Raw genomic sequence first — 21,277 nt, 5'->3', positions numbered from 1 at the left:
CCCTGCTTTATTCCTGCGCCTTGGCCCTGATCGAGGCGAATTTGCGCAGCAGATGATCTTTCATCAGTTTGCCCGTGCGCTCTGCATCGCGGGCGCGCAGCGCGTCCAGAATGGCTTCGTGTTCTTCGACCGCCGCGCGCCAGCGTTCCGGTGTCAGATTGGCCTGATAGCGGGCGCGCTGTACGCGAAAGGCCAGCAATTCATGCGAGCGCAGCAGGGTATCATTGTTCGCCGCCGCCAAAATTGCCTTGTGGATCGCCTGATTGATGCGGAAATAGGTGGGGCGATCCGCCTCGTCATAGGTGCGTCGCAGCGTCTCGGTCATATCTGCGATCTCTTGCACGGTGTCGTCGCTGGCCTGCGCCGTGGCCAGTTCGCCCGCCAGCCCCTCAAGAGCGGCCAGCACACAAAACACCTCGGCCAGTTCGGCCTCGCTCTGCCGGGTGATGACCGCGCCGCGATGCGGGATGAGATCCAAAAGGCCTTCGGCGGCCAGAACCTTGAGCGCCTCGCGCAGCGGCGTCCTTGACACGCCGAACTGTTCGGTCAGCAGTTTCTCGTTAATCTTTGCGCCGGGCTGTAACAGGCCCTCAAGGATCATCTGACGCAGCCGGTTGGTGATCTCGACAGCCAAGGCTGTGCGGCCGATCAAATCGGGTTTGAGCGCGGTCATCGGGGCCTCTTGGCTAGGGTTATCCATCGTTGCGGCCTTCTCTTACAGCATTTCCCGATGCTCTGTCGAAGATTTCTGCAATATGCTGCGCACGTCGGTTGGCACCATCGGCAATCTGGTGGCGACAAGAGGTGCCATTTGCGATCAAGAGGTCATCCGGTGCCGCGGCACGCACGGCGGGCAAGAGCGATAGTTCGCCCATTTTCAGGGACACGTCGATGGTTTCGGCCTGATAGCCAAACGCCCCTGCCATACCGCAACAACTGCTCTCGATGGTCTGCGCGTCAAGACCGGGGATGAGAGCGAGCGCCTGTGCCATATCCCCCATCACGCCAGCCGCCTTTTGATGGCAATGGCCGTGGATATGGGCGGTCTGACCCAGATCGGCAAGCGGCAGGTTCAGTTTGCCGGCGCGGGATTCCCGGGCGATGAATTCCTCAAAGAGAAAGGCGTTTTCTGACAAGAGGCGCGCCTCGTCGCCGGGCAGCAGGGTCAGGAACTCATCACGCAGCGTCAGAAGGCAGGAGGGCTCCAGTCCGACGATGGGCGTGCCCGCGCGGATGTGCGGGATAAGGGCGTCGAGCGTGCGTTGTGCCTCGGCGCGCGCGCGGTCGATCATGCCTGCCGCAAGGTAGGTGCGACCACAACAAAGCGGGCGCCCCGGTGCATTTGCCGTGATCACCTCGTATCCAGCTCGTGCCAGCACGCGCAGGGCGGCGCGGGGGATTTCCGGTTCCATCCAGCGATTGAATGTATCCGTAAAGAGAATGACCTTGCCCGCCTTGGTCGAAGACCGGGCGCGTTTGACCTCTGCGTCCTTGAAATAGTCCCCACGAAACAGCGGCAGCGAGCGTGCGCGGGCGAGCCCGGTCATCCGCTCGCCCAATGCCGCGAGAAAGGGCACGCGGTTGCGCAGGGCGATAAGGCCGCGCAACGCGACAGCGACCCGTGCATAGCGCGGCATCTCCGCGATCAGGCGGGCGCGCAGGCCATAGCCCAGTTTTTGACCGCGTTGATACAGCACTTCGGTCTTCATCTTTGCCATGTCAACGCCAGTCGGGCATTCGCGCTTGCAGGCCTTGCAGCCGACACAGAGCTTCATGGTTTCGGCCATCTCGTCTGAGAACAGCGCATCCTTGCCCAGACGGCCCGAGAGCGCGAGCCGCAGCGTGTTGGCCCGGCCGCGTGTCACGTTCCGTTCGTCGCGGGTGACGCGGTAACTGGGGCACATCGCGCCCCCCGCCAGTTTGCGGCAGGCACCGTTGTTGTTGCACATCTCGACCGCGCCCTGAAATCCGGCCCCCTTACCGGTCCACTCGGACCAGTCATGCCCGGTCTTGAGGTCGGCAAAATCATAACCTTGTGGATAGCGCATCAGGCTGCGGTCATCCATCTTCGGCGCATGCACGATCTTGCCGGGGTTGAGGCGGGCGTTGGGATCAAAGGCCGCCTTGACCTCTTCAAAGGCGCTGAGGATGCGCGGGCCAAACATCGCCCCGTGAAACTCTGACCGCACGATGCCGTCGCCATGCTCGCCGGAATGCGAGCCTTTGTATTCCCGCACCATGGCAAAGGCCGCCTCGGCAATCTCGCGCATCTTGCGCACGTCCTGTTCCAGCTTGAGGTTCAGCACCGGGCGCACATGCAGGCATCCCTCAGAGGCATGCGCATACCAGGTCCCGGTGGTGCCGTGCTGGTGAAACACCTCCGTGAGCCGGTCGGTATAATCCGCCAGATGATCCAGCGGCACCGCGCAATCCTCGACAAAGGACACGGGTTTTCCGGCCTCTTTCATCGACATCATGATGTTGAGCCCGGCCTTGCGCAATTCGCCGATATCCGCGGCAAGTGCCATGTCCCATACCTCGACCACGCCGCCTTCGTGATTGCCACCAGAGCCAAACCCATAGCCGAGATCAGACATGGTATCAGCCAGACGGCGCATGTTTTCTTCGTTCTCAGGCGGGGTGTCTGCGAATTCCACAAGCAACATTGCGGCAGGGGTGCCGCGCACAAATTGCTCTAGTGTTTTGGCATAGAGCGGGATCGCACGGGCAAGGTCGATCATGGTGTTATCCACCAGTTCAACCGAGGTCGGGCCAAGTGCCACCAGTGATTTTGCAGCCTCCATCGCGGCGCGGAACGTGGGGAAATGACAGACCCCCAATACGCGGGTTTTTGAGGGCAGCGGCGAGAGCTTGATCTCGATCGCGGTCGAGGTGGCCAGCGTTCCCTCTGACCCGATCAGCAGATGGGCAAGGTTGATGGGCGCTGCACCGGGCACCAGCGCGTCGATATTGTAGCCGCCCACCCGTCGCTGCACCTGCGGGAAACGCGCGGCGATCTCATCCGCCTCACGCGCGCCGAGGTCGAGCATCTGGCGCAACAGTGGTTCGGGCACGCGATTGCCCGATCCGGGACCAAAATCGAAACGGGATCCGTCCGCAAGAAATCCCTCGATCCGGGTGACGTTGTCGCGTGTCGTGCCATAGCGCAGTGACCGCGAGCCGCAGGAATTATTGCCCACCATGCCGCCAATCGTAGCACGCGACGCGGTCGAGACATCGACCGGAAACCACAGGCCATGCGGTTTGAGCGCGCGGTTCAGATCATCGAGCACGATCCCCGGCTCTACCACGGCGCGCTGCCCCTCCACATCCAGTTCCAGAATGCGATTGAGGTATTTCGAGCAATCCACGATCAGCCCGGAATTGACGGTCTGCCCGCATTGCGAGGTGCCGCCGCCGCGCATGGTCAGCGGCAAACCGCCGTCGGTCGCGGCCTGCAATGCGGCGGCAATATCGTCCGGCGTTTTCGCCAGAATCACCCCTGCCGGCATGATCTGATAGATCGAGGCGTCGGTGGCGTAGCGCCCGCGTGAAAAGGCGTCAAAGTGGGTTTCGCCCTGAACCTCGCGGTTGAGGCGCTGTTGTAGAGTGATGTCCAGCATGGTCCCCCGATCCGGTCGATGGGTTGAGTTAGGTCTTGACAGAATATTGAATTCAGAATTCAATTCAACAAAATTCACCCTTACCCAGAGTTCGAAGTTTGCCGGACGCATGGGCGGGGTCGCAGTCCTAGGAGGAACGACGATGACCGCTGGCCGCCATTTTTTACAGATACCGGGCCCCTCTAACGTGCCTGATCGCGTTTTGCGGGCGATGGATTATCCGACCATGGACCACCGCGGTCCGGCCTTTGCCGATGTCGGGCGCAAGGCGCTTGAGGGGATGAAGAGCATCTTCAAGACCGAATCACGGGTGGTGATCTATCCATCCTCGGGCACCGGCGCATGGGAGGCGGCCTTGGTCAACACGCTGTCGCCGGGTGACACGGTGCTGATGTTCGAGACAGGCCATTTCGCGACGCTGTGGCAAAAGCTGGCGCAGAAACTCGGGCTGAATCCGGTGTTTATCGACAGCGACTGGCGTGCCGGGGCCGATGCCGCCGCCATTGAGGATCACCTGCGCGCCGACACCGCGCATGAGATCAAGGCCGTCTGCGTTGTCCACAACGAGACCTCGACCGGGTCGGTGACCGATGTGGCCGCCGTGCGCCGCGCGATGGACGCCGCCGGCCATCCCGCGCTTTTGATGGTCGATACGATTTCCTCGCTCGCGTCGGTGGATTTCCAACACGACGAATGGGGTGTCGATGTGACGGTTTCCGGCTCGCAAAAGGGTCTGATGCTGCCGCCCGGTCTGTCGTTCAATGCGGTCAGCGACAAGGCGATGAAGATCTCAGAGACCGCCGGGCTCAAGCGGTCCTATTGGAGTTGGGCCGAGATGGCCGGTCCGAATGACACCGGCTATTTCCCCTACACGCCCGCGACCAACCTGCTCTACGGTCTCAACGAGGCGATCGACATGCTGCACGAAGAAGGGCTCGACAATGTCTTTGCCCGGCACAAGCGGCATGGCACGGCGGCCCGTGCTGCGGTCGAGGCATGGGGGCTAGAGGTGCTCTGCAAGAAAGCCTCGGACCGGTCGCCGGTCCTGACAGCCGTGATGATGCCCGAGGGACATTCGGCGGATAATTTCCGGGCGGTCACCTTGCGCAACTATGATATGTCACTGGGGAACGGTCTGTCCAAGGTGGCGGATCGGGTGTTCCGTATCGGCCATCTGGGGGATTTCAACGACCTCATGCTGATCGGCACATTGGCCGGTGTGGAAATGGGGCTGCGTGACGCAGGTGTGCCGCATCGTGCAGGCGGGGTGCAGGCGGCGATGGACGTGCTGGGCCAGAAATTCGACAGTGCCCGCGCCGCAGCCTGAGAGTATCAATGTTCCGGGCAGGAAAGAGGAGCCTGCCCGGAGCATGCAAGGCGTGTTTGGAACCAGAGAAGACCACCGTGCGACGCAAGCCGCGCAGAGAGAAAACTAAGGGAGGAAGACAATGAAAAAGACACTGAAACTGAGTTTAATTGCATCCGTCGTCGGATCGTTCGTGGCCATGCCCGCGATGGCGGCAGATGTGACGATGAAATTCGGGCATGTGGGCGCTCCGGGCTCGCTGTTTGAGGCAACGGCGAACCATTATGCGGCCTGTGTCGCTGAAAAGTCCGGCGGCAAGGTCGAGGTGCAGACCTTTGGCTCGTCGCAGCTTGGCAAGGACAAGGAGCTTTTGCAAAAGCTCAAGCTGGGTCAGGTTGATTTCGCGCTGCCTTCCTCGGTGATGTCGTCCGTTGACGGGATCTTTGGTGTGTTCGAGATGCCCTATATCATCAAGGACCGCGATCATATGCGCCGGGTTCAGGATGCGATGATGGACAAGTTCCAGACCGCAGCGAACAACAATGGCTATCACATCGTGGGTCTGGCCGAAAACGGCTTCCGCCACATCACCAACAACACCCGCCCGGTCAATGTGCCTGCGGACCTGCAGGGCATCAAGCTGCGCACGCCCAACGGCGAATGGCGTGTCAAGATGTTCCAGCATTATGGCGCGAACCCGACCCCGATGGCGTTTTCTGACGTGTTCACCGCGTTGCAAACAGGCGTGATCGACGGTCAGGAAAATCCCTATGCTCAGATCGCTTCGGCCAAATTCCAGGAAGTGCAGAAATACCTGTCAATCACCGGGCACGTCTATACGCCTGCGTATATTCTGGCATCCAAGAAGCATCTCGATGGCCAGTCAGATGAGGTAAAGGCCGTGTTGTCGGACTGCGCCGGAGAGACCCAGACCTTTACCTATGAGACCGCAGCGGCGCTGGAAACCGAATTGCTCGATGTGATCAAAGAGGCCGGTGTCGAGGTCAACGAGGCGGACAAAGATGCGTTCATCGCGGCCTCTACGCCGATCTACGACGCTTTTGCGGCAGAGGTCGAAGGCGGTCAGGCATTGATCGATGCGGTTCTCGCACTTGCCGGGTCAAGCTGATCCCACACGTCGGCGGCCCCCTTTGGGGGCCGTCATTCCTTTCCCTGACATGACATCGCGGATCGTGTCCGGCACCGCCGCGCCGGGCCGGTTCGATGCACCGGAACGCAGGACCAAATGAACGCTCTTCTTCAGCAAACCAACCGGATCGCAAGTCGCATCCTTGAAACGATCACGGTTCTCTTGATGGTTGGCCTCACAGTGATCGTGATCGTGGCCGTCATCGCCCGCCTCATGGGCCAAAGCTTTTCCTGGTATGACGAGGTGGCGGCGATCGCGCTGGCTTGGATCACCTATTATGGATCTGCCCTCGCCGCGCTGCACAGGCGTCATATCGGCTTTGATACGGTGTTGCTCGCGATTCCCGGCAGGTATCGGATGCTGGCGGTATTGATCGGTGAAGGGTTGGTGCTGTTGTTCTTTATCCTCATGGCGCGTGCCGGGCTTCAGGTGCTCGAGGTGCTGGAGGGCGACTCTCTCACGTCTTTGCCATGGGTGCCGGTGCAACTGACACAATCGGTGATCCCGATTGGCGCGGTCCTGTTTGTGATCTGCCAATTGCTGAGCCTGCCCAATTACTGGTCCAAGACCGCCCAGGGCATTTCTCTGGAACATGCTGAGATCGAGGAAGAGGTCGAGACCGAACTCGAAAAGAACAAGGAGCGCGTGTGATGCTGATGCTGGGTATTTTTGCGGCACTTGTTGCGATGATCTGCATCAATGTGCCGATCGCCATCGGCCTTGCCTTGGCGGGGGTCTTGGGGCTCTTGGTTACTGAGGGAGCGGGAAGTCTCGTGACGATCGCCCTCGACATGTACGACGGATCAACCAAATTCTCGCTGATCGCGATCCCGATGTTTGTATTGGCAGGCGCGATCATGAACGCGGGCGGCATCACCGACCGGCTTATCAATTTCGTTTCGGCGCTGATTGGGTTCATTCGTGGCGGCCTCGCGATGGTCAACATTGGGGTGTCGCTGTTTTTTGCCGAAATCTCCGGCTCTGCCGTGGCGGATGTGGCGGCAATGGGGTCCATTCTCATTCCACAGATGAAAAAGCGCGGCTACTCCAAGGAACTGTCGGCGGCTGTCACCTCGTCCTCTGCGTCGCTGGCGATCATCATTCCGCCGTCGATCCCGATGATCCTCTATGCTGCGTCGGCCAACACCTCGGTCGAGCAGTTGTTTGTTGCGGGCGTGGTGCCGGGTCTGCTGGGGGCGGCGGGGCTGATGTTTGTGGCCTATGTCTTTGCCCGCCGCTACAATCTGCCGACGGAAGAAGCGTTCAACATGCCCCGCGTGCGCGAGACGTTTATGGACGCGCTGCCGGCGTTCTTTCTTCCGGTGATCATTCTGGGGGGCATCTTTGGTGGCTATGTGACGGCGACCGAGGCCGCAGGCCTTGCGGTGATTGCGGCAATCGTCGTGTCCGCGTGGTACGGACAGGTTGATCTGGGACATCTGCGCCGCGCCATGCTCGACGGCGGCATGCAGACCGCGGTCGTCATGTTGCTTGTGGCGGCCTCGGTGCTGATGGGTGGGTTCCTCACCCGCGCGCAAATTCCGCAGCAACTGGCCCAAGGCATCCTCAATATCACCGATCAGCAATGGGCGATCTTGCTTATTCTCAACTTCTTCTTTCTGGTTATCGGGTTTTTTCTGCACTCTGCGGCGGCGATCATTCTGGTGATCCCGATCGTGATGCCGCTGATCACTGCTGCTGGCATCGACCCGGTGCATTTCGGGCTGGTGGTGACGCTGAACTTGGCCATTGGCCAACAGACGCCGCCGGTGGCTTCGGTGTTGATCACCTCTTGTGCGGTGGCGCGGGCAAATATCTGGGAAGTGTCCAAGGTCAATATCTGGTTCATTCTGGTGCTCTTGGCGGTCTTGCTGCTCTGCACCTATGTGCCGTCTGTGCCGCTCTTTCTTGTCGAATATTTCTACCGTTAAGGGGGCGCAGATGACTGAGATCCTGTCAGAGATCCGGGGGCGCACCCTCTGGATCACCTTCAATCGGCCACAGGCGCGCAATGCGCTGACCTTTGAGATGTACGAAGGCTTGGCCAAACTTTGCCGCGAGGTGCCCAACGATGGCAGCCTCCGTGCCGTGGTGATCCACGGCGCGGGCGGCAAGGCCTTTGCGGCGGGCACCGACATGACGCAGTTTCGCGCCTTTGAACGCGCGCAAGATGCGCTCGATTACGAGGCGCGGATTGAAAGCGTGCTAGAGGCGGTCGAGCGCTGCCCGCTGCCCACGGTCGCGGCGATAAACGGCGCGTGCACCGGTGGCGGGGCGGCGATTGCCGGGGTCTGCGATATCCGCATTGCGGCCACCAATCTCAAGTTCGGCTTTCCCATCGCGCGCACTCTAGGAAACTGCCTCGCTGCCGCCAATCTGGCGCGGCTGTCCTCTTTGATGGGGGCTGGCAGGGTGCGCGAAATGATCTTTACCGCGCGTCTGATCGGCGCAGAAGAGGCGCAGGGCTGTGGCCTGATCTCGGAGGTTCTGGAGGATGAGGCCGCGCTGATGACCCGCGCCCAAGAGCTTGCCGACACGCTGGCGCAAATGGCCCCCCTCACCCTGCGCGCCACCAAGGAGGCGATGCGCCGGGTCGCGGTGGCCACCCGTGTCGCGGATGCCGACCTGATCGAGTTGTGTTACATGAGCCGCGATTTCCGACATGGGATAGAGGCCTTTCTTGCCAAGCAAAAACCAGACTGGAGCGGCACATGAGCAGCACTGGCCCCCTTGAGGGGATGAAAGTGATCGAACTGGCGCATATCATGGCCGGGCCGGTCTGTGGCCTGATGCTGGCCGATATGGGCGCGGATGTGATCAAGGTGGAAAAGCCGGACGGCGACGACAGCCGCCGTTTTGTGCCGCCCGCGATCGAGGGTGAATCCGCCGCCTACATGATGATGAACCGCAACAAGCGGGGGCTCGCGCTCAATCTCAAGGACCCGGAGGCAGTTCAGGTCTTGCATCGCCTGCTGGAAGAGGCGGATGTGGTGATCGAGAATTACCGCATGGGCACAATGGAGCGGCTGGGCCTGAGCTATGACGATTTGCGCGCAATTAACCCAAGGCTGATCTACTGCGAAATTTCCGGCTTTGGCCGTACGGGTCCGTATGCTGAGCGTGGCGGCTTTGACCTCATCGCGCAGGGTATGTCCGGCCTGATGTCGATCACCGGCGAGGGGCCGGGACGCCCTCCTGTCAAGACCGGCGCGCCGGTTTCGGACATCACCGCTGGTATTGTGGCTGCCATGGGGGTCTCTGCGGCTTATGCGCGGATGCTTCAGACCGGGCAGGGGCAAAAGGTTGACACCTCGCTGTTCGAGGCGGCGATCACCCAGACCTATTGGCAATCGGCGATTGCCTTTGCCACGGGCGTGGCCCCGGGTCCGATGGGCTCGGCGCATCCGCTCAATGGTCCCTATCAGGCGTTCCAGACTGCCGATGGCTGGATCAACGTCGGGGCCGCCAATCAACGCAACTGGTTGCGCTTTCTTGATGTGATCGGCGCACCCGAGTTAAACGATGACCCGCGCTTTGCCACGAACCACGACCGGATGCAGCATTTGCAGGAGCTGGAGGAGATTCTGAATGGCTATCTCCGGCACGAGACTTCTGCGGTCTGGCTGGAGCGGATGGAAAAGGCCGGGCTGCCCGCGGGACCAGTGCTCGACATTCTGCAAATGCAGGCGGACCCACAGGCACATGCGCGCGATATGATCGTCGAGGTGGATCATCCGGTGGCGGGCACGGTCAAGACATTGGGCCATCCGATCAAGTTCAGCGAAACGCCCGCAAGCATCCGCCGCGCGGCTCCTGTTCTTGGGCAGCACAGTCGCGAGGTATTGCGCGAGGCGGGATATGTGACGGATCAGATCGAGGCGATGATTGCCTCTGGTGCGGTAATTGCGGCATGACGGACCCTTTGGTGACGCAGCTCTTGGCGGCACGAAACGGTGGGCCAAAACTGCCTGCGGCAGCAGGTGAGGGCCTGACAAGGGACCGCGTCTTTGCCGTGCAGGCTGCGGTCGCTGGCCAATTGGGCCCGGTGGGCGGTTTTAAGGTGGCGTGTCCGCCCGGTGCCCCCATTATCATCGCACCGATCATGGCGCGCGACATTCACGAAAGCCCCGCGAGCATCCGTCTGGCGGCGGGCGAAGAGGTGGGGGTCGAACTCGAATACGCCTTTCGCCTGATTGCCCCCGTGCCGGACACAGACGCGGCGGATTTCGAGGTGCAATTGCGCGCGGCGGTCGAATTGCTGCCCGCGTTTGAGCTGGTGCAGAGCCGCCTTGCCGATCCCAAGGGGGCCACGGCTGCGCTCAAAATGCTCGACAATCAATTGAACGGCGCGGTGGTTCTGGGCGCGCCCTGTCGCGACTGGCAGGGCATCGACGTCACGCAGGCACAGGCGCGGCTGACGCTTGGCGACGACATCCTGCTCGATGGCCCCGCATCGGTGCCTGGCGGTGATGCTTTTGCCACGCTTTGCGCTCTGGCTCGCGCCTTGGGCACTCATTGCGGGGGGTTGCTGCCGGGCCATGTGGTGATCACAGGGTCCCTCAATGGGCTGCCGTGGATGACGCCGCCGACCACAGCCACAGGCTTGATCGACGGGTTGGGTTCGGTCAGCATGGCCCTGACGCCGGTGTGAGACCCTGTCAGGCCGTGCGGGCCATGGTGGCATCAGCCCTCTGCCAATGCGCCATGTGATCCGCCATCGCCCTGACAAACGCCGGGCGCGCCTCGGCGCGCGCGACATAGGCGCTCAGAATGGGCATATCACCCAGCATGCCCTCGCCTGCCAGCACGCGCAGCGTATCGACCATCGCAATGTCGGCCAGACTGAACGCGCCTGCGATCCAATCGCGCCCCTCCAGTACCGTTTCCACCTCGGATAGTCTGGTCTTCAGGGCCTGTCGGGCAAACGCCTTGCTCTCTTCCCCGGATGGTGGGCCAAAGAACTCTGGCCAGCGTTCAGCAAGCACCTTGCTGACCCATACGACACTTGTGAGCTCGACCGTGTTCAGTGCAGCAAAGAGCCATTGCGTGATCTCCGCACGCCGCGCCTCGGGCAAGAGCGCGGTGCCCTCGCCCAGATGGAGCAGGATCGCCCCGCTCTCGAACAGGGTCAAATCTGCGTCGCGGATTATTGGCACCTGTCCAAAGGGCTGCATGGCGCGGTGCGTGTCGCTCTTGGGCTGCATCGGCACCGTTTCGACATGATAAGGGCGGCCAATCTCTTCGAGTGCCCACCTTACCCGCAGGTCACGCACAAAGCCGCGTGGAAAGTCGGGCACCCAATCAAGGGTGATCAGTGTCAGTGTCATGCCACCTTCCCCGAATCGAAAAGGGGTTCAAACCCCGCCCACATCATGCGTTTGCCATCGAACGGCATCGTGGACATATCCATGGTGCCCATCTCGGCTTCCATTGCCTTGGACGCCGCATCGCAGGTGGCACGGTCCGGCCAGGCGATCCAGCTAAAGATCGGCACCTCGCCGTCCTCCGCCTTGGTGGCACGGTAGAAATCTGTCTTCTTGCCCTTGGGCACATCCACGCCCCAGTTCTCAACCATGCCGAGCGCACCGCCCTTGCGGAACATGTCCCAGGCTTTGTTTGCCATGTCGATATAGGCTTGCTTATGGGCCTCGGGGACGGCAAGCAGAAAGCCTTGATAGTAACGCGCGCCACTGTGCGCCCCGCACTCTACGACCGGGTCAAACCCGCCAAAGATCATCCGGCTGCCGTCAAACGGCATTGGCGGCATTTCCTTCATCGCGGGATCGCTCTGCATCTTTTCCCAAGAGGCATCCGCAGTTGCCTTGTCGGGCCACTCGATCCAGGAAAATGTGATGGCTTCGTCGGGCTCTGCAGCGACTGAGCCATAGAAATCGGTGATTTTGCCATGGGGCACATCCACACCCCAGGTCTCGATCATGCGGGTGGCGCCATAAGATTTGAACATCTCCCAGACCGCATCGGCATGAGTGAGATAGGCGTCCTTGTTAGAGGATGGAACAGCGGCAACCGAGCCGGTGAAATAGGGCATTTTAACTCTCCTGTTCTACGTGTTCGCGCGCGAGAGAATCTCTCTTGCATCCATACTGTGCCAACGGTAGTAGTAAAAAACTACTAAAAGTATGAAAAATGACTAAACAGGCGAAATCCCCCACGTTGCGCTATGACGAAGGCTGTCTCGCGGCGCATGCGCTAAACCTTATTGGCGACCGCTGGGCGCTGCTTGTCGTGCGCGAACTGATGTTCGCACCCAAACGGTTCCAGATGATCCGCGCGGGTCTGCCGGGCATCACAGCAAGCGTGCTGACCGGACGTTTGACACAGATGGAACAGGCCGGGGTGCTGACCCATGACACGCGGTTGGGTGTTTACGCACTGACCAACCCTGGTCGCGCGCTCTTGCCGGTTCTGCAGGCACTCTGCCGTTGGGCGCTGACGATACCGGGCCATGACCCGTCGCGCTTTATCAGCCCTTCGGCCTTGATGATCTCGATGGGTGTGATGCTCCGGCGTGACCGTGCCGCAGGTCTCGATGCACGGGCCGGGTTTGATTTCGGCAGCGAAGCCTTTGAAATGCAACTGACGAATGGCGTGCTCGACACCCGTCTGGTCATAGAGGTCAACGCACCGTTTGTGTTGTCCGGGACCGGCAATACCTTGGCCGCCGCCGTATACGGCAAAAGGCCCCTGCACCAGATGATCTCCCAAGGTGACATCGCCGTGCAGAGCGATGTGGATGCCGCACAGGCGTTTGTCGACCTCTTTCAACTTTCAGCGTGAGTGCCGTGTCAGGATAATTCTACTCCTACTTTGGTCGGAGGCACAAAGCGCAGCAAGCACTTGTGCCGATGCGAAACTGCGATAGGGTTCTGAATGTGTGAATGCAACGTAAGCGGTATTCGCATGAGCCGCGCGAAGGGGAGAGCGCGTTGGGTCTGCTTTTAGAGGTCTAAGATACAGCTCGGTTCGACCGCGCCGTGGCGAACAGGCTGTCTGGATTTTCAAACGGGAGGAACCACATGAAGCATCTTCTTTCAACCATTGCCACACTGGCGCTCAGCGCGGGCCTTGCCCATGCACAGGCGGCCAATGTGCCGAGTAATCTGGAAAAACTGTCGAATTTTCAATCGACCGGTGTGAGCGACTTTACCTTTATCGAACAGGGCGGCGCCTATGCCGATGGCATCAAGAAAACGCTTGAGCGTGTCACCCTGCCGCCCGGGTTCAAGATCGGCCTTTACGCGGTTGTGCCTGATGCGCGCCACATGGCTGTCGGTCCACAAGGCGTCGTGACCTTTGTCGGCACCCGCAAAGACAAGGTCTGGTCGGTCACCGACCGCAACAAGGACCGCGTCGCCGACGAGGTCAAGGATTTCGCGCCGTCGCTGCAGTTTTCGATCCCCAATGGCCCGTGCTTTTCCAAGGATGGCTTTCTCTACATCGCCGAACAGAACCGCGTGCTGCTGTTCCCCGCCGCAGAGTTCTTTTATGAGAGCCCCGACGTGGCGGCCTTCAATCTTGTGGCCAAGGGCGATCTGATCCCCGAAGAACAGGAAAGCTTTAACCACACCGCGCGGGTTTGTGACATCGGCCCGGATGGCAAGATTTATATCTCGCTCGGACAGCCCTTTAACGTCGCCCCGAAAGAAAACCTCGAGACCAACACCAAATGGGGCATCGGTGGGATCATTCGCATGAACACCGATGGTACCGGCCGCGAAGTTTATACCTACGGGGTGCGCAACTCTGTCGGGCAGGATTTCCATCCCGCAACCGGTGAACTGTGGTTTACCGACAATCAGGTTGATGGCATGGGCGATGATATCCCCCCCGGCGAGTTGAACCATCAGACCGAGGCAGGTCAGCATTTTGGCCATCCGTGGTATGGCGGCGGATCGGTACGCACCAATGAGTATAAGGGCGAGGACGTGCCCGTCGAGGTGGTGATGCCCGCGGTCGAATCCGTGGCCCATGCCGCCGATCTTGGCATGACCTTCTACACCGGCAAGATGTTCCCGGCACACTATAAGAACGCCATCTTCTCGGCGCAGCATGGCTCGTGGAACCGCACTGATCCGGTGGGCGCCCGCGTGATGGTCACCCATATCGCTGAGGACGGTACCGCGACGATGGAACCGTTTGCCGAGGGCTGGATCGACGAGAATGGCGAATATCTGGGGCGTCCTGTCGATGTGGCGCAGCTGCGCGACGGCTCGCTTCTGGTCTCGGATGATCTTGCCGGCGCGATCTATCGCATCTGGTATGAGGGCAATTGATGCTCAAGGCATGTGTTCTTGGTCTGGGCGGGGTTTTCCTCGCCCAGATTGCCATGGCAGAGGGGGCAACAGGTAATCCCGAGGCCGGGCGCAAACTGGCCAGCCAATGCCGCACCTGTCATGGGATCGAAGGCATGGCCAAGATGCCAATCGTCCCGCATATCGGTGGCGAAAACCCAGCCTATATCGAGCATCAGCTGACCGCCTTTCGTGAGGGGCGTCGCGTGCATGAAATGATGAGCGTGGTCGCGGCCAGCCTCTCGGATCAGGCGATTGCCGATCTGGCGGCGTGGTACAGCAGCCAGACACCGGTTGCCGCCCTTGGTCCCAATCAGACGCCGGAGAACGCACCAGAGGCCTGCACCGCATGCCATGGTGCGGATGGGATCGCGCTTATCGACGATGCGCCAAACCTTGCGGGTGAGACGGTGATGTATATCGACACCCAACTCAAGGCATTCCGTACCGGCAAGCGGCAGCATGACATCATGAGCGGTATCGCCGCAGAGATGTCGAACGATGAAATCCGGGCCGTGGCGGAATGGTATTCGTCTGTCCGGTTCAAGGTCGAGCCGGTCCAGTAACGGTCAGAAGAAACGCAAACGGGCGCGCCGCAGGGCGCGCCCGTTGAACTCGTCTTGATCGACGCTTAGCCTTTTTTCAGCACGCGCTGACCCAGCACCTCGGCGATCTGCACCGCGTTCAGCGCCGCACCCTTGCGCAGGTTGTCGCTGACGCACCACAGGTTGATGCCGTTATCAATCGTCGGGTCCTGACGGATGCGGCTGATAAAGGTGGCAAAATCGCCCACGCATTCGATCGGCGTCACGTATCCGCCGTTCTCGCGCTTGTCGATCACCATGATGCCGGGGGCTTCGCGCAGGATGTCGCGGGCCTCGGCTTCGTCCAGATGATCCTCAAACTCGATATTGATTGCCTCGGAATGGCCGACAAACACCGGCACCCGCACGCAGGTCGCGGTGAGCTTGATCTTGGGGTCGAGAATTTTCTTGGTCTCGGCGACCATTTTCCATTCTTCCTTTGTCTGACCATCCTCAAGGAAGACGTCGATATGCGGGATCACGTTGAACGCGATCTGCTTGGTGAATTTCTTGGCGGGCTTGTCATCGGTCGGGTTGTAGACCGCCTTGGTCTGATCCCAGAGCTCGTCCATGCCTTCTTTGCCAGCGCCCGACACCGACTGATAGGTCGAGACAACGACACGCTTGATGCGTGCGCGGTCATGCAGCGGCTTGAGCGCCACCACCATTTGCGCAGTGGAACAATTGGGATTGGCGATGATGTTCTTTTTGGCATAGCCCAGAACCGCCTCGGCGTTCACTTCCGGCACGACCAGCGGCACATCGGGATCGTAGCGATAGAGCGACGAGTTGTCGATCACCACGCAGCCAGCCTTGGCGGCTTTGGGCGCATAGATTTTGGTCGCGTCAGAGCCGATGGCAAACAGTGCGATGTCCCAGCCGGTGAAATCGAACGTGTCCAGATCCTGGGTCTTGAGAGTTCGCTCGCCAAAGCTGACCTCGGTGCCCAGAGACCGGCGCGACGCAAGTGCCGCGATCTCATCCACCGGAAACTCGCGCTCGGCGAGAATGTTCAGCATTTCGCGGCCCACGTTGCCCGTGGCACCTGCGACGACGATTTTGTAACCCATGTGTGTCTGCCTCCATAGCGGGGGTTGCGGTGCGGGTCATACAGCGATTGACCGGGATGTGAAAGGGGCAGCACTCAATCCATGCTGTCGCGGCTAAGGAGATATGTCACCAGACCCGCCAGCAAGGCAAAGCCGAAAAGTGCGAAAATCGTGGTATACCCGGCCAAGGTGCTCGGGGCTGAGGCGTGCAGCGGGCCAGAGGCAAATTGCGCCACGCCGACTCCGCCAATTCCAAACAGGTTGAGCAGTGTCACACCCCGCCCCGCCAGATGCGCGGGAAAGAATGCCTTGCCATGCGCTATGAGCACCGGAAAGGTGGACCCGGCAAGACCTATGACCGCGAGCAGGGTGATGGACAGCCCAAGGCTCCGATCCGGCCAGAGCATCAGCGCCAGCACAGCCACGGCACAGATCGCATTTCCGGTAAAAATCACCCACTTGCGCGAGTTAAAAATCCGGTCCAGCGGACCATAGGCAAAGGTGCCTGCGATCATCGCCACCCCCATAACCAGCGTCGCCTGCCCCACCTGTCCGGTCTCAAGACCAAAGACATCGCGCAGATAGGGGCCTGCCCACAGCCCGCGCAGCGCGGCGGCCGGTGCGTAGGCTACAAACATCAGGGGCAGAATCGCCCAGACGGCGGGCATACGCAGCAGATCAAAGAGCGAGCCGCGCGCATCGCCTCCCACCGCTTCGGGGTCCCGGACCAGCGCGAGAATACCAAGAGCTGCCGCAACCGAGACGGCCGCCAATCCCCAGAGCGCCGCGCGCCACCCAATCGTTTCCGCCGCCCATGCCATTGGATAAGAGGCCACCAGATTACCAAATGATCCGACCCCCAGCATGACCGCCGCCAGTGTTGCAAACCGCGCGGGCGAGAATTGCCGCGCGAAAATGTAATAAGAGGCCATCAGCACCGGCGAACAGCCTGCGCCGATCAACGCCATCGCAAGGTTGATATGCAGCGCGCTGGTGGCCGCCGCAAAGAGCGCCGCCCCACCGCCGCCGCCCAGCAGCAACAAAACCGCCGCCGTGCGGCGCGGCCCCACCCGGTCGAGCGCCCAGCCCACCGGCAGTTGCATCGCCGCGAATGTCACGAACATCAGACCCGAGGCCGTGGCCAGATCATCCGGCGTCGCGCCGACATCCTGTGCCAGAGGACCGCTCAGAACCGCCAGAAAGGCGCGAAAGAATTGGCTGAGCACATAAGCAAGGCACAGCAGGATCAGACCAGCGCGCATAGGAGGGATTCCTTGAGTGGGATTGGTATCAGGCTGCGCCGCGCGCGATCAGAACGTCTAGATGCGCCGCCGCACTCTCGGCCAGCGCATCGAGATTGTAACCGCCTTCAAGGCAACTCACCAGCCGTCCGCCACATAGCTCATCCGCCAGATCACACAGCCGTTCGGTGACCCATTGGAAATCCTCGGTTTCAAGCATGAGGTCGGCCAGAGGATCATCGCGATGCGCGTCGAATCCGGCGGAAACAAGGATGAGATCAGGTTTGAAGGCACGCACCCGCGGAAAGACCTTGGCCTCATATTCCCGGCGAAACACCTCTCCGCCCGACTTTGGCGCAAGCGGCACGTTCAAGATTGTATCATGCGGGCCGGTTTCATGCGCGGCCCCGGTCCCGGGCCAGAGCGGGTATTGATGCGACGATGCGAAAAATGCGCGTGACTCGTCTTCCAGCAGGTCTTGCGTGCCATTGCCGTGATGCACGTCGAAATCCACGACCGCCACCCGTTTCAGCCCGTGATGATCCAGCGCGTATTTTGCCGCGACCGCGACATTGCCAAAAAGACAAAAGCCCATGGTTGTCTCGCGCTCGGCATGATGCCCCGGTGGCCGGGTGGCGACAAAGGCGTTTTGCACCTCGCCCGAGAGCACCAGATCAACGGCGCGGACGGCCCCGCCTGCCGCGCGATGGGCCGCGGCAAGCGTGCCCGGCGACATCCATGTATCAGCATCCAGTTGCACCCTGCCCGAGGCGGGGGATGCGGCCCGGATCGCCTGAACATGGCTCTTGGGATGAACGCGCAAGAGATCGTCTTCGGCCACAAGGGGGGCCTTGACGCGGATTACGTCCTTGCCCTCAAAAGCCTCCAGAATACGTTCCAGCCGCGCGACCTGTTCGGGGTGACCGGGGGGCGTTTCATGGCCCAGACAATCAGGGTGGGTGATCAGGGCTGTGGTCATGACGCTCCTCCGTTATTGGTTCAAAAAGAGCCTGAATTGCGGGGCTTGTCCAGTGCGGCCTTGTGGGGGGCGAGGCAGCATGCCACTCTGACAGACATGGAAGCCGATACCATCACATTGACGCAAGAGATTGCGCTTGGCCTCTGGGCGCAGGCCGAAATGTTCTTGCGCAGCCTGTTGCGCCCGTGGAATGCCTATCAGGTTGCCATTGTCCTTGGCCTCTTTGCTCTTGCCCATCTGCTGGAACACCTGTTGGGGCCGCCTTGCCGCGAGTGGATGCGAACCCGTGAAGGGTGGCCAAAATGGCGCATGCGCCTGCTGGTTATGCTGCACCGCCGCCTGCGGCTCATCTGTTTTGTCCTGCTGATCTGGCCGGTGATCTGGCTGATGCGCGATCTGACATGGCCCAGCCGCTCTTATCTGCTGGCCATCATCGGAGAGTTGGCATTTGCGTGGCTGATCATCGCCATCCTCACCCGGCTGATCGGTAACAGCTTGTTGCGCAGCCTTGTGCGTTATGCGGGCTGGACTTGGGTCACGCTCAGCATTCTCAATCTTACCCAACAGGCGCAGAGCCTGCTCGACAGCGCCGCGATCGAGGTGGGGGAGACGCGGTTTTCCCTCTGGCTCCTTTTGCAGGCGGTGATCGTGATCGGTGGTCTTGTCGTGCTGGCGCGGTTCACCGCACGGGTGACGAGCGCGCGGGTGCGCAGCAATGAGGATCTCTCGCCCTCAATGCAGGTGTTGGTGGTCAAGTTCTCTCAGGTGCTGCTCTATGGTGCCGCGTTCTTTATCGGCCTGCGCACCGTCGGTGTGGATCTGACCGGGCTTGCCGTCTTGTCCGGGGCGATTGGTGTGGGTCTCGGCTTTGGCCTGCAAAAGGTGGTTTCGAACCTTGTGTCGGGGATCATCATCCTCCTCGATAAATCGATCAAACCCGGCGACGTGATCAGCTTGGGCGAGACCTTTGGCTGGATCAATTCCCTCGGCGCGCGCTATGTCTCGATCACCACACGGGACGGGCGTGAATATCTCATCCCGAATGAGGATCTGATCACCGGGCAGGTGGTGAATTGGTCGCATTCCAACGATTTCGTGCGGCTCGACATCTATTTTGGCACCGCCTATGGCGACGATCCGCATCTTGTACGCAAAGTCGCCATCGACGCCACCAGCGGTGTGCCCCGCGTGCTCAGCAGCAAACCACCGGTCTGTCACATCGTTGGTTTCGGTGACAGCAGCGTGGATTACATCCTGCGATTCTGGATCAAGGACCCTACCCAGGGCCTCACCAATATTCGTGGAAATGTCTATCTTGCCCTTTGGGACGCCTTTCAAGAGCACGGTATTTCCATCCCCTTCCCGCAGCGCGAGGTGCGGATGTTGGGGGATGCGGCGCGCACAGAGCCGCCAATCGGGTAAATTTGCAGCACATTCCCGCGTCATATTAGATTGTGTCTTTAGGGTTTATTGAAAAGTCGCGCATCTCTTGCTACCTTAGCGTTATACCTTGCGCCGGGGTCTTGCGGTGCGCAGCAAAGGAGGACGATGTCCTGTCTTTTACGACATACGCGGCAAATGCCGCTGAACAGGGGGCCATCTCGATGATGCCCACCGTGACCGCAGATAGCGAAGCGCAGCTTGCGGCGATCCTGACTTCTCTCGACGACGACAAGGCCGAAGACATCGTGCAGATTGATCTGCGCGGCAAAACGGCCATGTGCGACTATATGGTGATCTGCTCGGGGCGCTCCTCGCGGCAGGTCTCTGCCATCGCAGAGAAACTGATGGACCGGCTCAAGCAGGATATGGGGATCGTTGCCCGCACCGAAGGCAAGGAAACCGGTGACTGGGTGCTGATCGACACAGGTGACGTGGTCGTCCATGTGTTCCGCCCCGAGGTCCGCGATTTCTATCAACTTGAAAAGATGTGGTTGCCTTCGGGGCACACGGCGGCGTCTCAGGTCTGAATGCGGGTTCACATCTGCGCGGTGGGCCGGTTGCGGACCGGCCCGGAACGCGCACTGTTCGACGATTATCTCACCCGGTTCGACCGAACGGGGCGCGCGCACGGTCTTGGCCCTGCCACCCTGCACGAGGTCGAGGATAAGAAGGGCGGCGGTATGGCGGCTGAGGCCCTGTTGCTGGACCGAGTGATTCCCCAAGGCGCGGTGCTTGTGGTCCTCGATGAACGGGGCAAGCTGCTGTCCTCTCCTGATTTTGCCGATACGATGGCAGGCTGGCGTGATGCCGGGCGCAGCGATCTGGCGCTGGTGATCGGTGGCGCGGATGGGATTGCGCCAGAGCTGCGGGCGCGGGCGGATTTTGCATTGTCCTTTGGCCGGATGGTCTGGCCACATATGCTGGTGCGGGTGATGCTGTCCGAACAGCTCTATCGCGCCGCTTCGATCTTGGCCGGAAGCCCCTATCACCGTGTCTGAAGCGGCGAGGGGCACATGGCCCCCCACCTTGATTTGATCACTTCTTCAGCGCGTCGCGGATTTCCATCAGAATATCCAGTTCCGACGGACCAGGGTCGGCGGCGGGGGCCGCTTCTTTCGGCTTTATTGTGGCGTCTTTTGCGCGGTTCACCAGCTTGACCAGAATGAACACCACCCAAGCAATGATCAGGAAATTGATCACGGCCATGATAAAACGGCCATAGGCAAACACTGCGGCTCCTGCCTCTTCTGCGGCTGCAATCGAGGAATATTCGCCGGACCCAAGCACGATGTAGAGGCCCGAGAAATCAATGCCGCCCAGAAACAGGCTGATGATCGGATTGATCAGATCGGACACCAGCGAGCCGACAATCGCAGTAAAGGCCGCACCGATGATAATCCCCACGGCCATGTCCATGACATTGCCCTTGGCGATAAAATCCTTGAACTCTTGAATCATTGTTGTCCCTTTTCCACTGTCACACACGGGTCTGTTCGGGCGCCCGCGTCGGGCCTCTAGCATATTTTTGTGCGATTTTGGCATAAAAATGCCGTGCAGCACGGGGAATTGACGCAGGGACCTCCCCTCAGA

The 21,277-nt window shown here is 60.6% G+C and carries 21 protein-coding genes; 13 read left to right on the top strand and 8 right to left on the bottom strand.

From position 1 onward, the window contains the following. Positions 1-7 precede the first annotated feature (7 nt). Both ACN0SW_RS04755 and ACN0SW_RS04750 read right to left on the bottom strand, forming a co-directional pair. Entirely contained in the window at positions 8-700 is a 693-nt protein-coding gene (locus ACN0SW_RS04755) for a GntR family transcriptional regulator (RefSeq protein ID WP_417726763.1), read from the bottom strand. After that, the gene (locus ACN0SW_RS04750; RefSeq protein WP_417726762.1) at positions 693-3,623 is read right to left on the bottom strand and encodes an FAD-binding and (Fe-S)-binding domain-containing protein; all 2,931 of its coding nucleotides are present in this window, start codon (positions 3,621-3,623) and stop codon (positions 693-695) included. The genes ACN0SW_RS04755 and ACN0SW_RS04750 overlap by 8 nt, the downstream gene beginning before the upstream one ends. Before the next feature lie 142 nt (positions 3,624-3,765). Here ACN0SW_RS04750 and ACN0SW_RS04745 point away from each other — a divergent pair, with 142 nt between their 5' ends. The 7 genes from ACN0SW_RS04745 to ACN0SW_RS04715 all read left to right on the top strand — a co-directional run bounded on the left by ACN0SW_RS04745 (position 3,766) and on the right by ACN0SW_RS04715 (position 10,730). Then, entirely contained in the window at positions 3,766-4,950 is a 1,185-nt protein-coding gene (locus tag ACN0SW_RS04745) for a pyridoxal-phosphate-dependent aminotransferase family protein (protein WP_417726761.1), read from the top strand. Positions 4,951-5,137: 187 nt separating this feature from the next. Next, a complete protein-coding gene (locus ACN0SW_RS04740) occupies positions 5,138-6,058 on the top strand; it encodes a TRAP transporter substrate-binding protein (protein WP_417726919.1) in 921 nt (306 codons plus the stop codon). 117 nt (positions 6,059-6,175) lie between these two features. After that, positions 6,176-6,730, top strand: coding sequence for a TRAP transporter small permease (locus tag ACN0SW_RS04735; protein ID WP_417726760.1), 555 nt, complete (start codon positions 6,176-6,178; stop codon positions 6,728-6,730). Beyond that, on the top strand, positions 6,730-8,010 hold the full coding sequence (locus ACN0SW_RS04730; RefSeq protein ID WP_417726759.1) for a TRAP transporter large permease: 1,281 nt from the start codon (positions 6,730-6,732) through the stop codon (positions 8,008-8,010). The genes ACN0SW_RS04735 and ACN0SW_RS04730 overlap by 1 nt, the downstream gene beginning before the upstream one ends. A 10-nt stretch (positions 8,011-8,020) precedes the next feature. Then, complete coding sequence (locus ACN0SW_RS04725) at positions 8,021-8,794, top strand: enoyl-CoA hydratase/isomerase family protein (RefSeq protein WP_417726758.1); 774 nt, start codon at positions 8,021-8,023, stop codon at positions 8,792-8,794. Beyond that, a complete protein-coding gene (locus ACN0SW_RS04720; RefSeq protein WP_417726757.1) occupies positions 8,791-9,993 on the top strand; it encodes a CaiB/BaiF CoA transferase family protein in 1,203 nt (400 codons plus the stop codon). Before ACN0SW_RS04725 ends, ACN0SW_RS04720 begins: the two co-directional genes overlap by 4 nt. Beyond that, on the top strand, positions 9,990-10,730 hold the full coding sequence (locus tag ACN0SW_RS04715; RefSeq protein ID WP_417726756.1) for a 2-keto-4-pentenoate hydratase: 741 nt from the start codon (positions 9,990-9,992) through the stop codon (positions 10,728-10,730). The genes ACN0SW_RS04720 and ACN0SW_RS04715 overlap by 4 nt, the downstream gene beginning before the upstream one ends. Before the next feature lie 7 nt (positions 10,731-10,737). Here the strand turns inward: ACN0SW_RS04715 and ACN0SW_RS04710 are convergent, their stop codons facing one another. Both ACN0SW_RS04710 and ACN0SW_RS04705 read right to left on the bottom strand, forming a co-directional pair. Beyond that, on the bottom strand, positions 10,738-11,406 hold the full coding sequence (locus tag ACN0SW_RS04710; RefSeq protein WP_417726755.1) for a glutathione S-transferase family protein: 669 nt from the start codon (positions 11,404-11,406) through the stop codon (positions 10,738-10,740). Beyond that, positions 11,403-12,128: a DUF1428 domain-containing protein gene (locus tag ACN0SW_RS04705; protein ID WP_417726754.1), complete on the bottom strand. Its 726-nt coding sequence runs from the start codon at positions 12,126-12,128 to the stop codon at positions 11,403-11,405. Before ACN0SW_RS04705 ends, ACN0SW_RS04710 begins: the two co-directional genes overlap by 4 nt. Before the next feature lie 98 nt (positions 12,129-12,226). On the opposite strand from ACN0SW_RS04705, the gene ACN0SW_RS04700 reads away from it, so the two are divergent. The 3 genes from ACN0SW_RS04700 (at position 12,227) to ACN0SW_RS04690 (ending at position 14,957) form a co-directional block, all read left to right on the top strand. Then, positions 12,227-12,877, top strand: a complete 651-nt coding sequence (locus ACN0SW_RS04700) for a winged helix-turn-helix transcriptional regulator (protein WP_417726753.1) — start codon at positions 12,227-12,229, stop codon at positions 12,875-12,877. A gap of 239 nt (positions 12,878-13,116) precedes the next feature. After that, positions 13,117-14,373, top strand: coding sequence for a PQQ-dependent sugar dehydrogenase (locus tag ACN0SW_RS04695; protein ID WP_417726752.1), 1,257 nt, complete (start codon positions 13,117-13,119; stop codon positions 14,371-14,373). After that, complete coding sequence (locus ACN0SW_RS04690; RefSeq protein ID WP_417726751.1) at positions 14,373-14,957, top strand: c-type cytochrome; 585 nt, start codon at positions 14,373-14,375, stop codon at positions 14,955-14,957. Before ACN0SW_RS04695 ends, ACN0SW_RS04690 begins: the two co-directional genes overlap by 1 nt. Before the next feature lie 65 nt (positions 14,958-15,022). On the opposite strand, the gene ACN0SW_RS04685 is transcribed toward ACN0SW_RS04690, so the two are convergent. The 3 genes from ACN0SW_RS04685 to ACN0SW_RS04675 all read right to left on the bottom strand — a co-directional run bounded on the left by ACN0SW_RS04685 (position 15,023) and on the right by ACN0SW_RS04675 (position 18,244). Then, on the bottom strand, positions 15,023-16,045 hold the full coding sequence (locus ACN0SW_RS04685) for an aspartate-semialdehyde dehydrogenase (protein ID WP_417726750.1): 1,023 nt from the start codon (positions 16,043-16,045) through the stop codon (positions 15,023-15,025). 74 nt (positions 16,046-16,119) lie between these two features. Beyond that, positions 16,120-17,286: an MFS transporter gene (locus ACN0SW_RS04680; protein WP_417726749.1), complete on the bottom strand. Its 1,167-nt coding sequence runs from the start codon at positions 17,284-17,286 to the stop codon at positions 16,120-16,122. A 28-nt stretch (positions 17,287-17,314) separates the two neighbouring features. Next, positions 17,315-18,244: a histone deacetylase family protein gene (locus ACN0SW_RS04675; RefSeq protein ID WP_417726748.1), complete on the bottom strand. Its 930-nt coding sequence runs from the start codon at positions 18,242-18,244 to the stop codon at positions 17,315-17,317. A 96-nt stretch (positions 18,245-18,340) separates the two neighbouring features. Here ACN0SW_RS04675 and ACN0SW_RS04670 point away from each other — a divergent pair, with 96 nt between their 5' ends. From ACN0SW_RS04670 to rlmH, 3 genes are all read left to right on the top strand, one after another. Further along, positions 18,341-19,666: a mechanosensitive ion channel family protein gene (locus ACN0SW_RS04670; protein WP_417726747.1), complete on the top strand. Its 1,326-nt coding sequence runs from the start codon at positions 18,341-18,343 to the stop codon at positions 19,664-19,666. Between the two features lie 182 nt (positions 19,667-19,848). Then, positions 19,849-20,214, top strand: a complete 366-nt coding sequence (gene rsfS, locus ACN0SW_RS04665; RefSeq protein ID WP_417726746.1) for a ribosome silencing factor — start codon at positions 19,849-19,851, stop codon at positions 20,212-20,214. Further along, positions 20,215-20,685, top strand: a complete 471-nt coding sequence (gene rlmH, locus ACN0SW_RS04660; protein ID WP_417726745.1) for a 23S rRNA (pseudouridine(1915)-N(3))-methyltransferase RlmH — start codon at positions 20,215-20,217, stop codon at positions 20,683-20,685. A gap of 37 nt (positions 20,686-20,722) precedes the next feature. Here rlmH and mscL read toward each other — a convergent pair whose 3' ends face one another. Continuing rightward, positions 20,723-21,145: a large conductance mechanosensitive channel protein MscL gene (mscL, locus tag ACN0SW_RS04655; protein ID WP_417726744.1), complete on the bottom strand. Its 423-nt coding sequence runs from the start codon at positions 21,143-21,145 to the stop codon at positions 20,723-20,725. Positions 21,146-21,277 lie beyond the last annotated feature (132 nt).

The sequence above is a fragment of the Roseovarius sp. genome (assembly GCF_048262375.1).
GTDB lineage: Bacteria > Pseudomonadota > Alphaproteobacteria > Rhodobacterales > Rhodobacteraceae > Roseovarius.
This window is presented reverse-complemented; position numbering and strand designations above follow the sequence as displayed.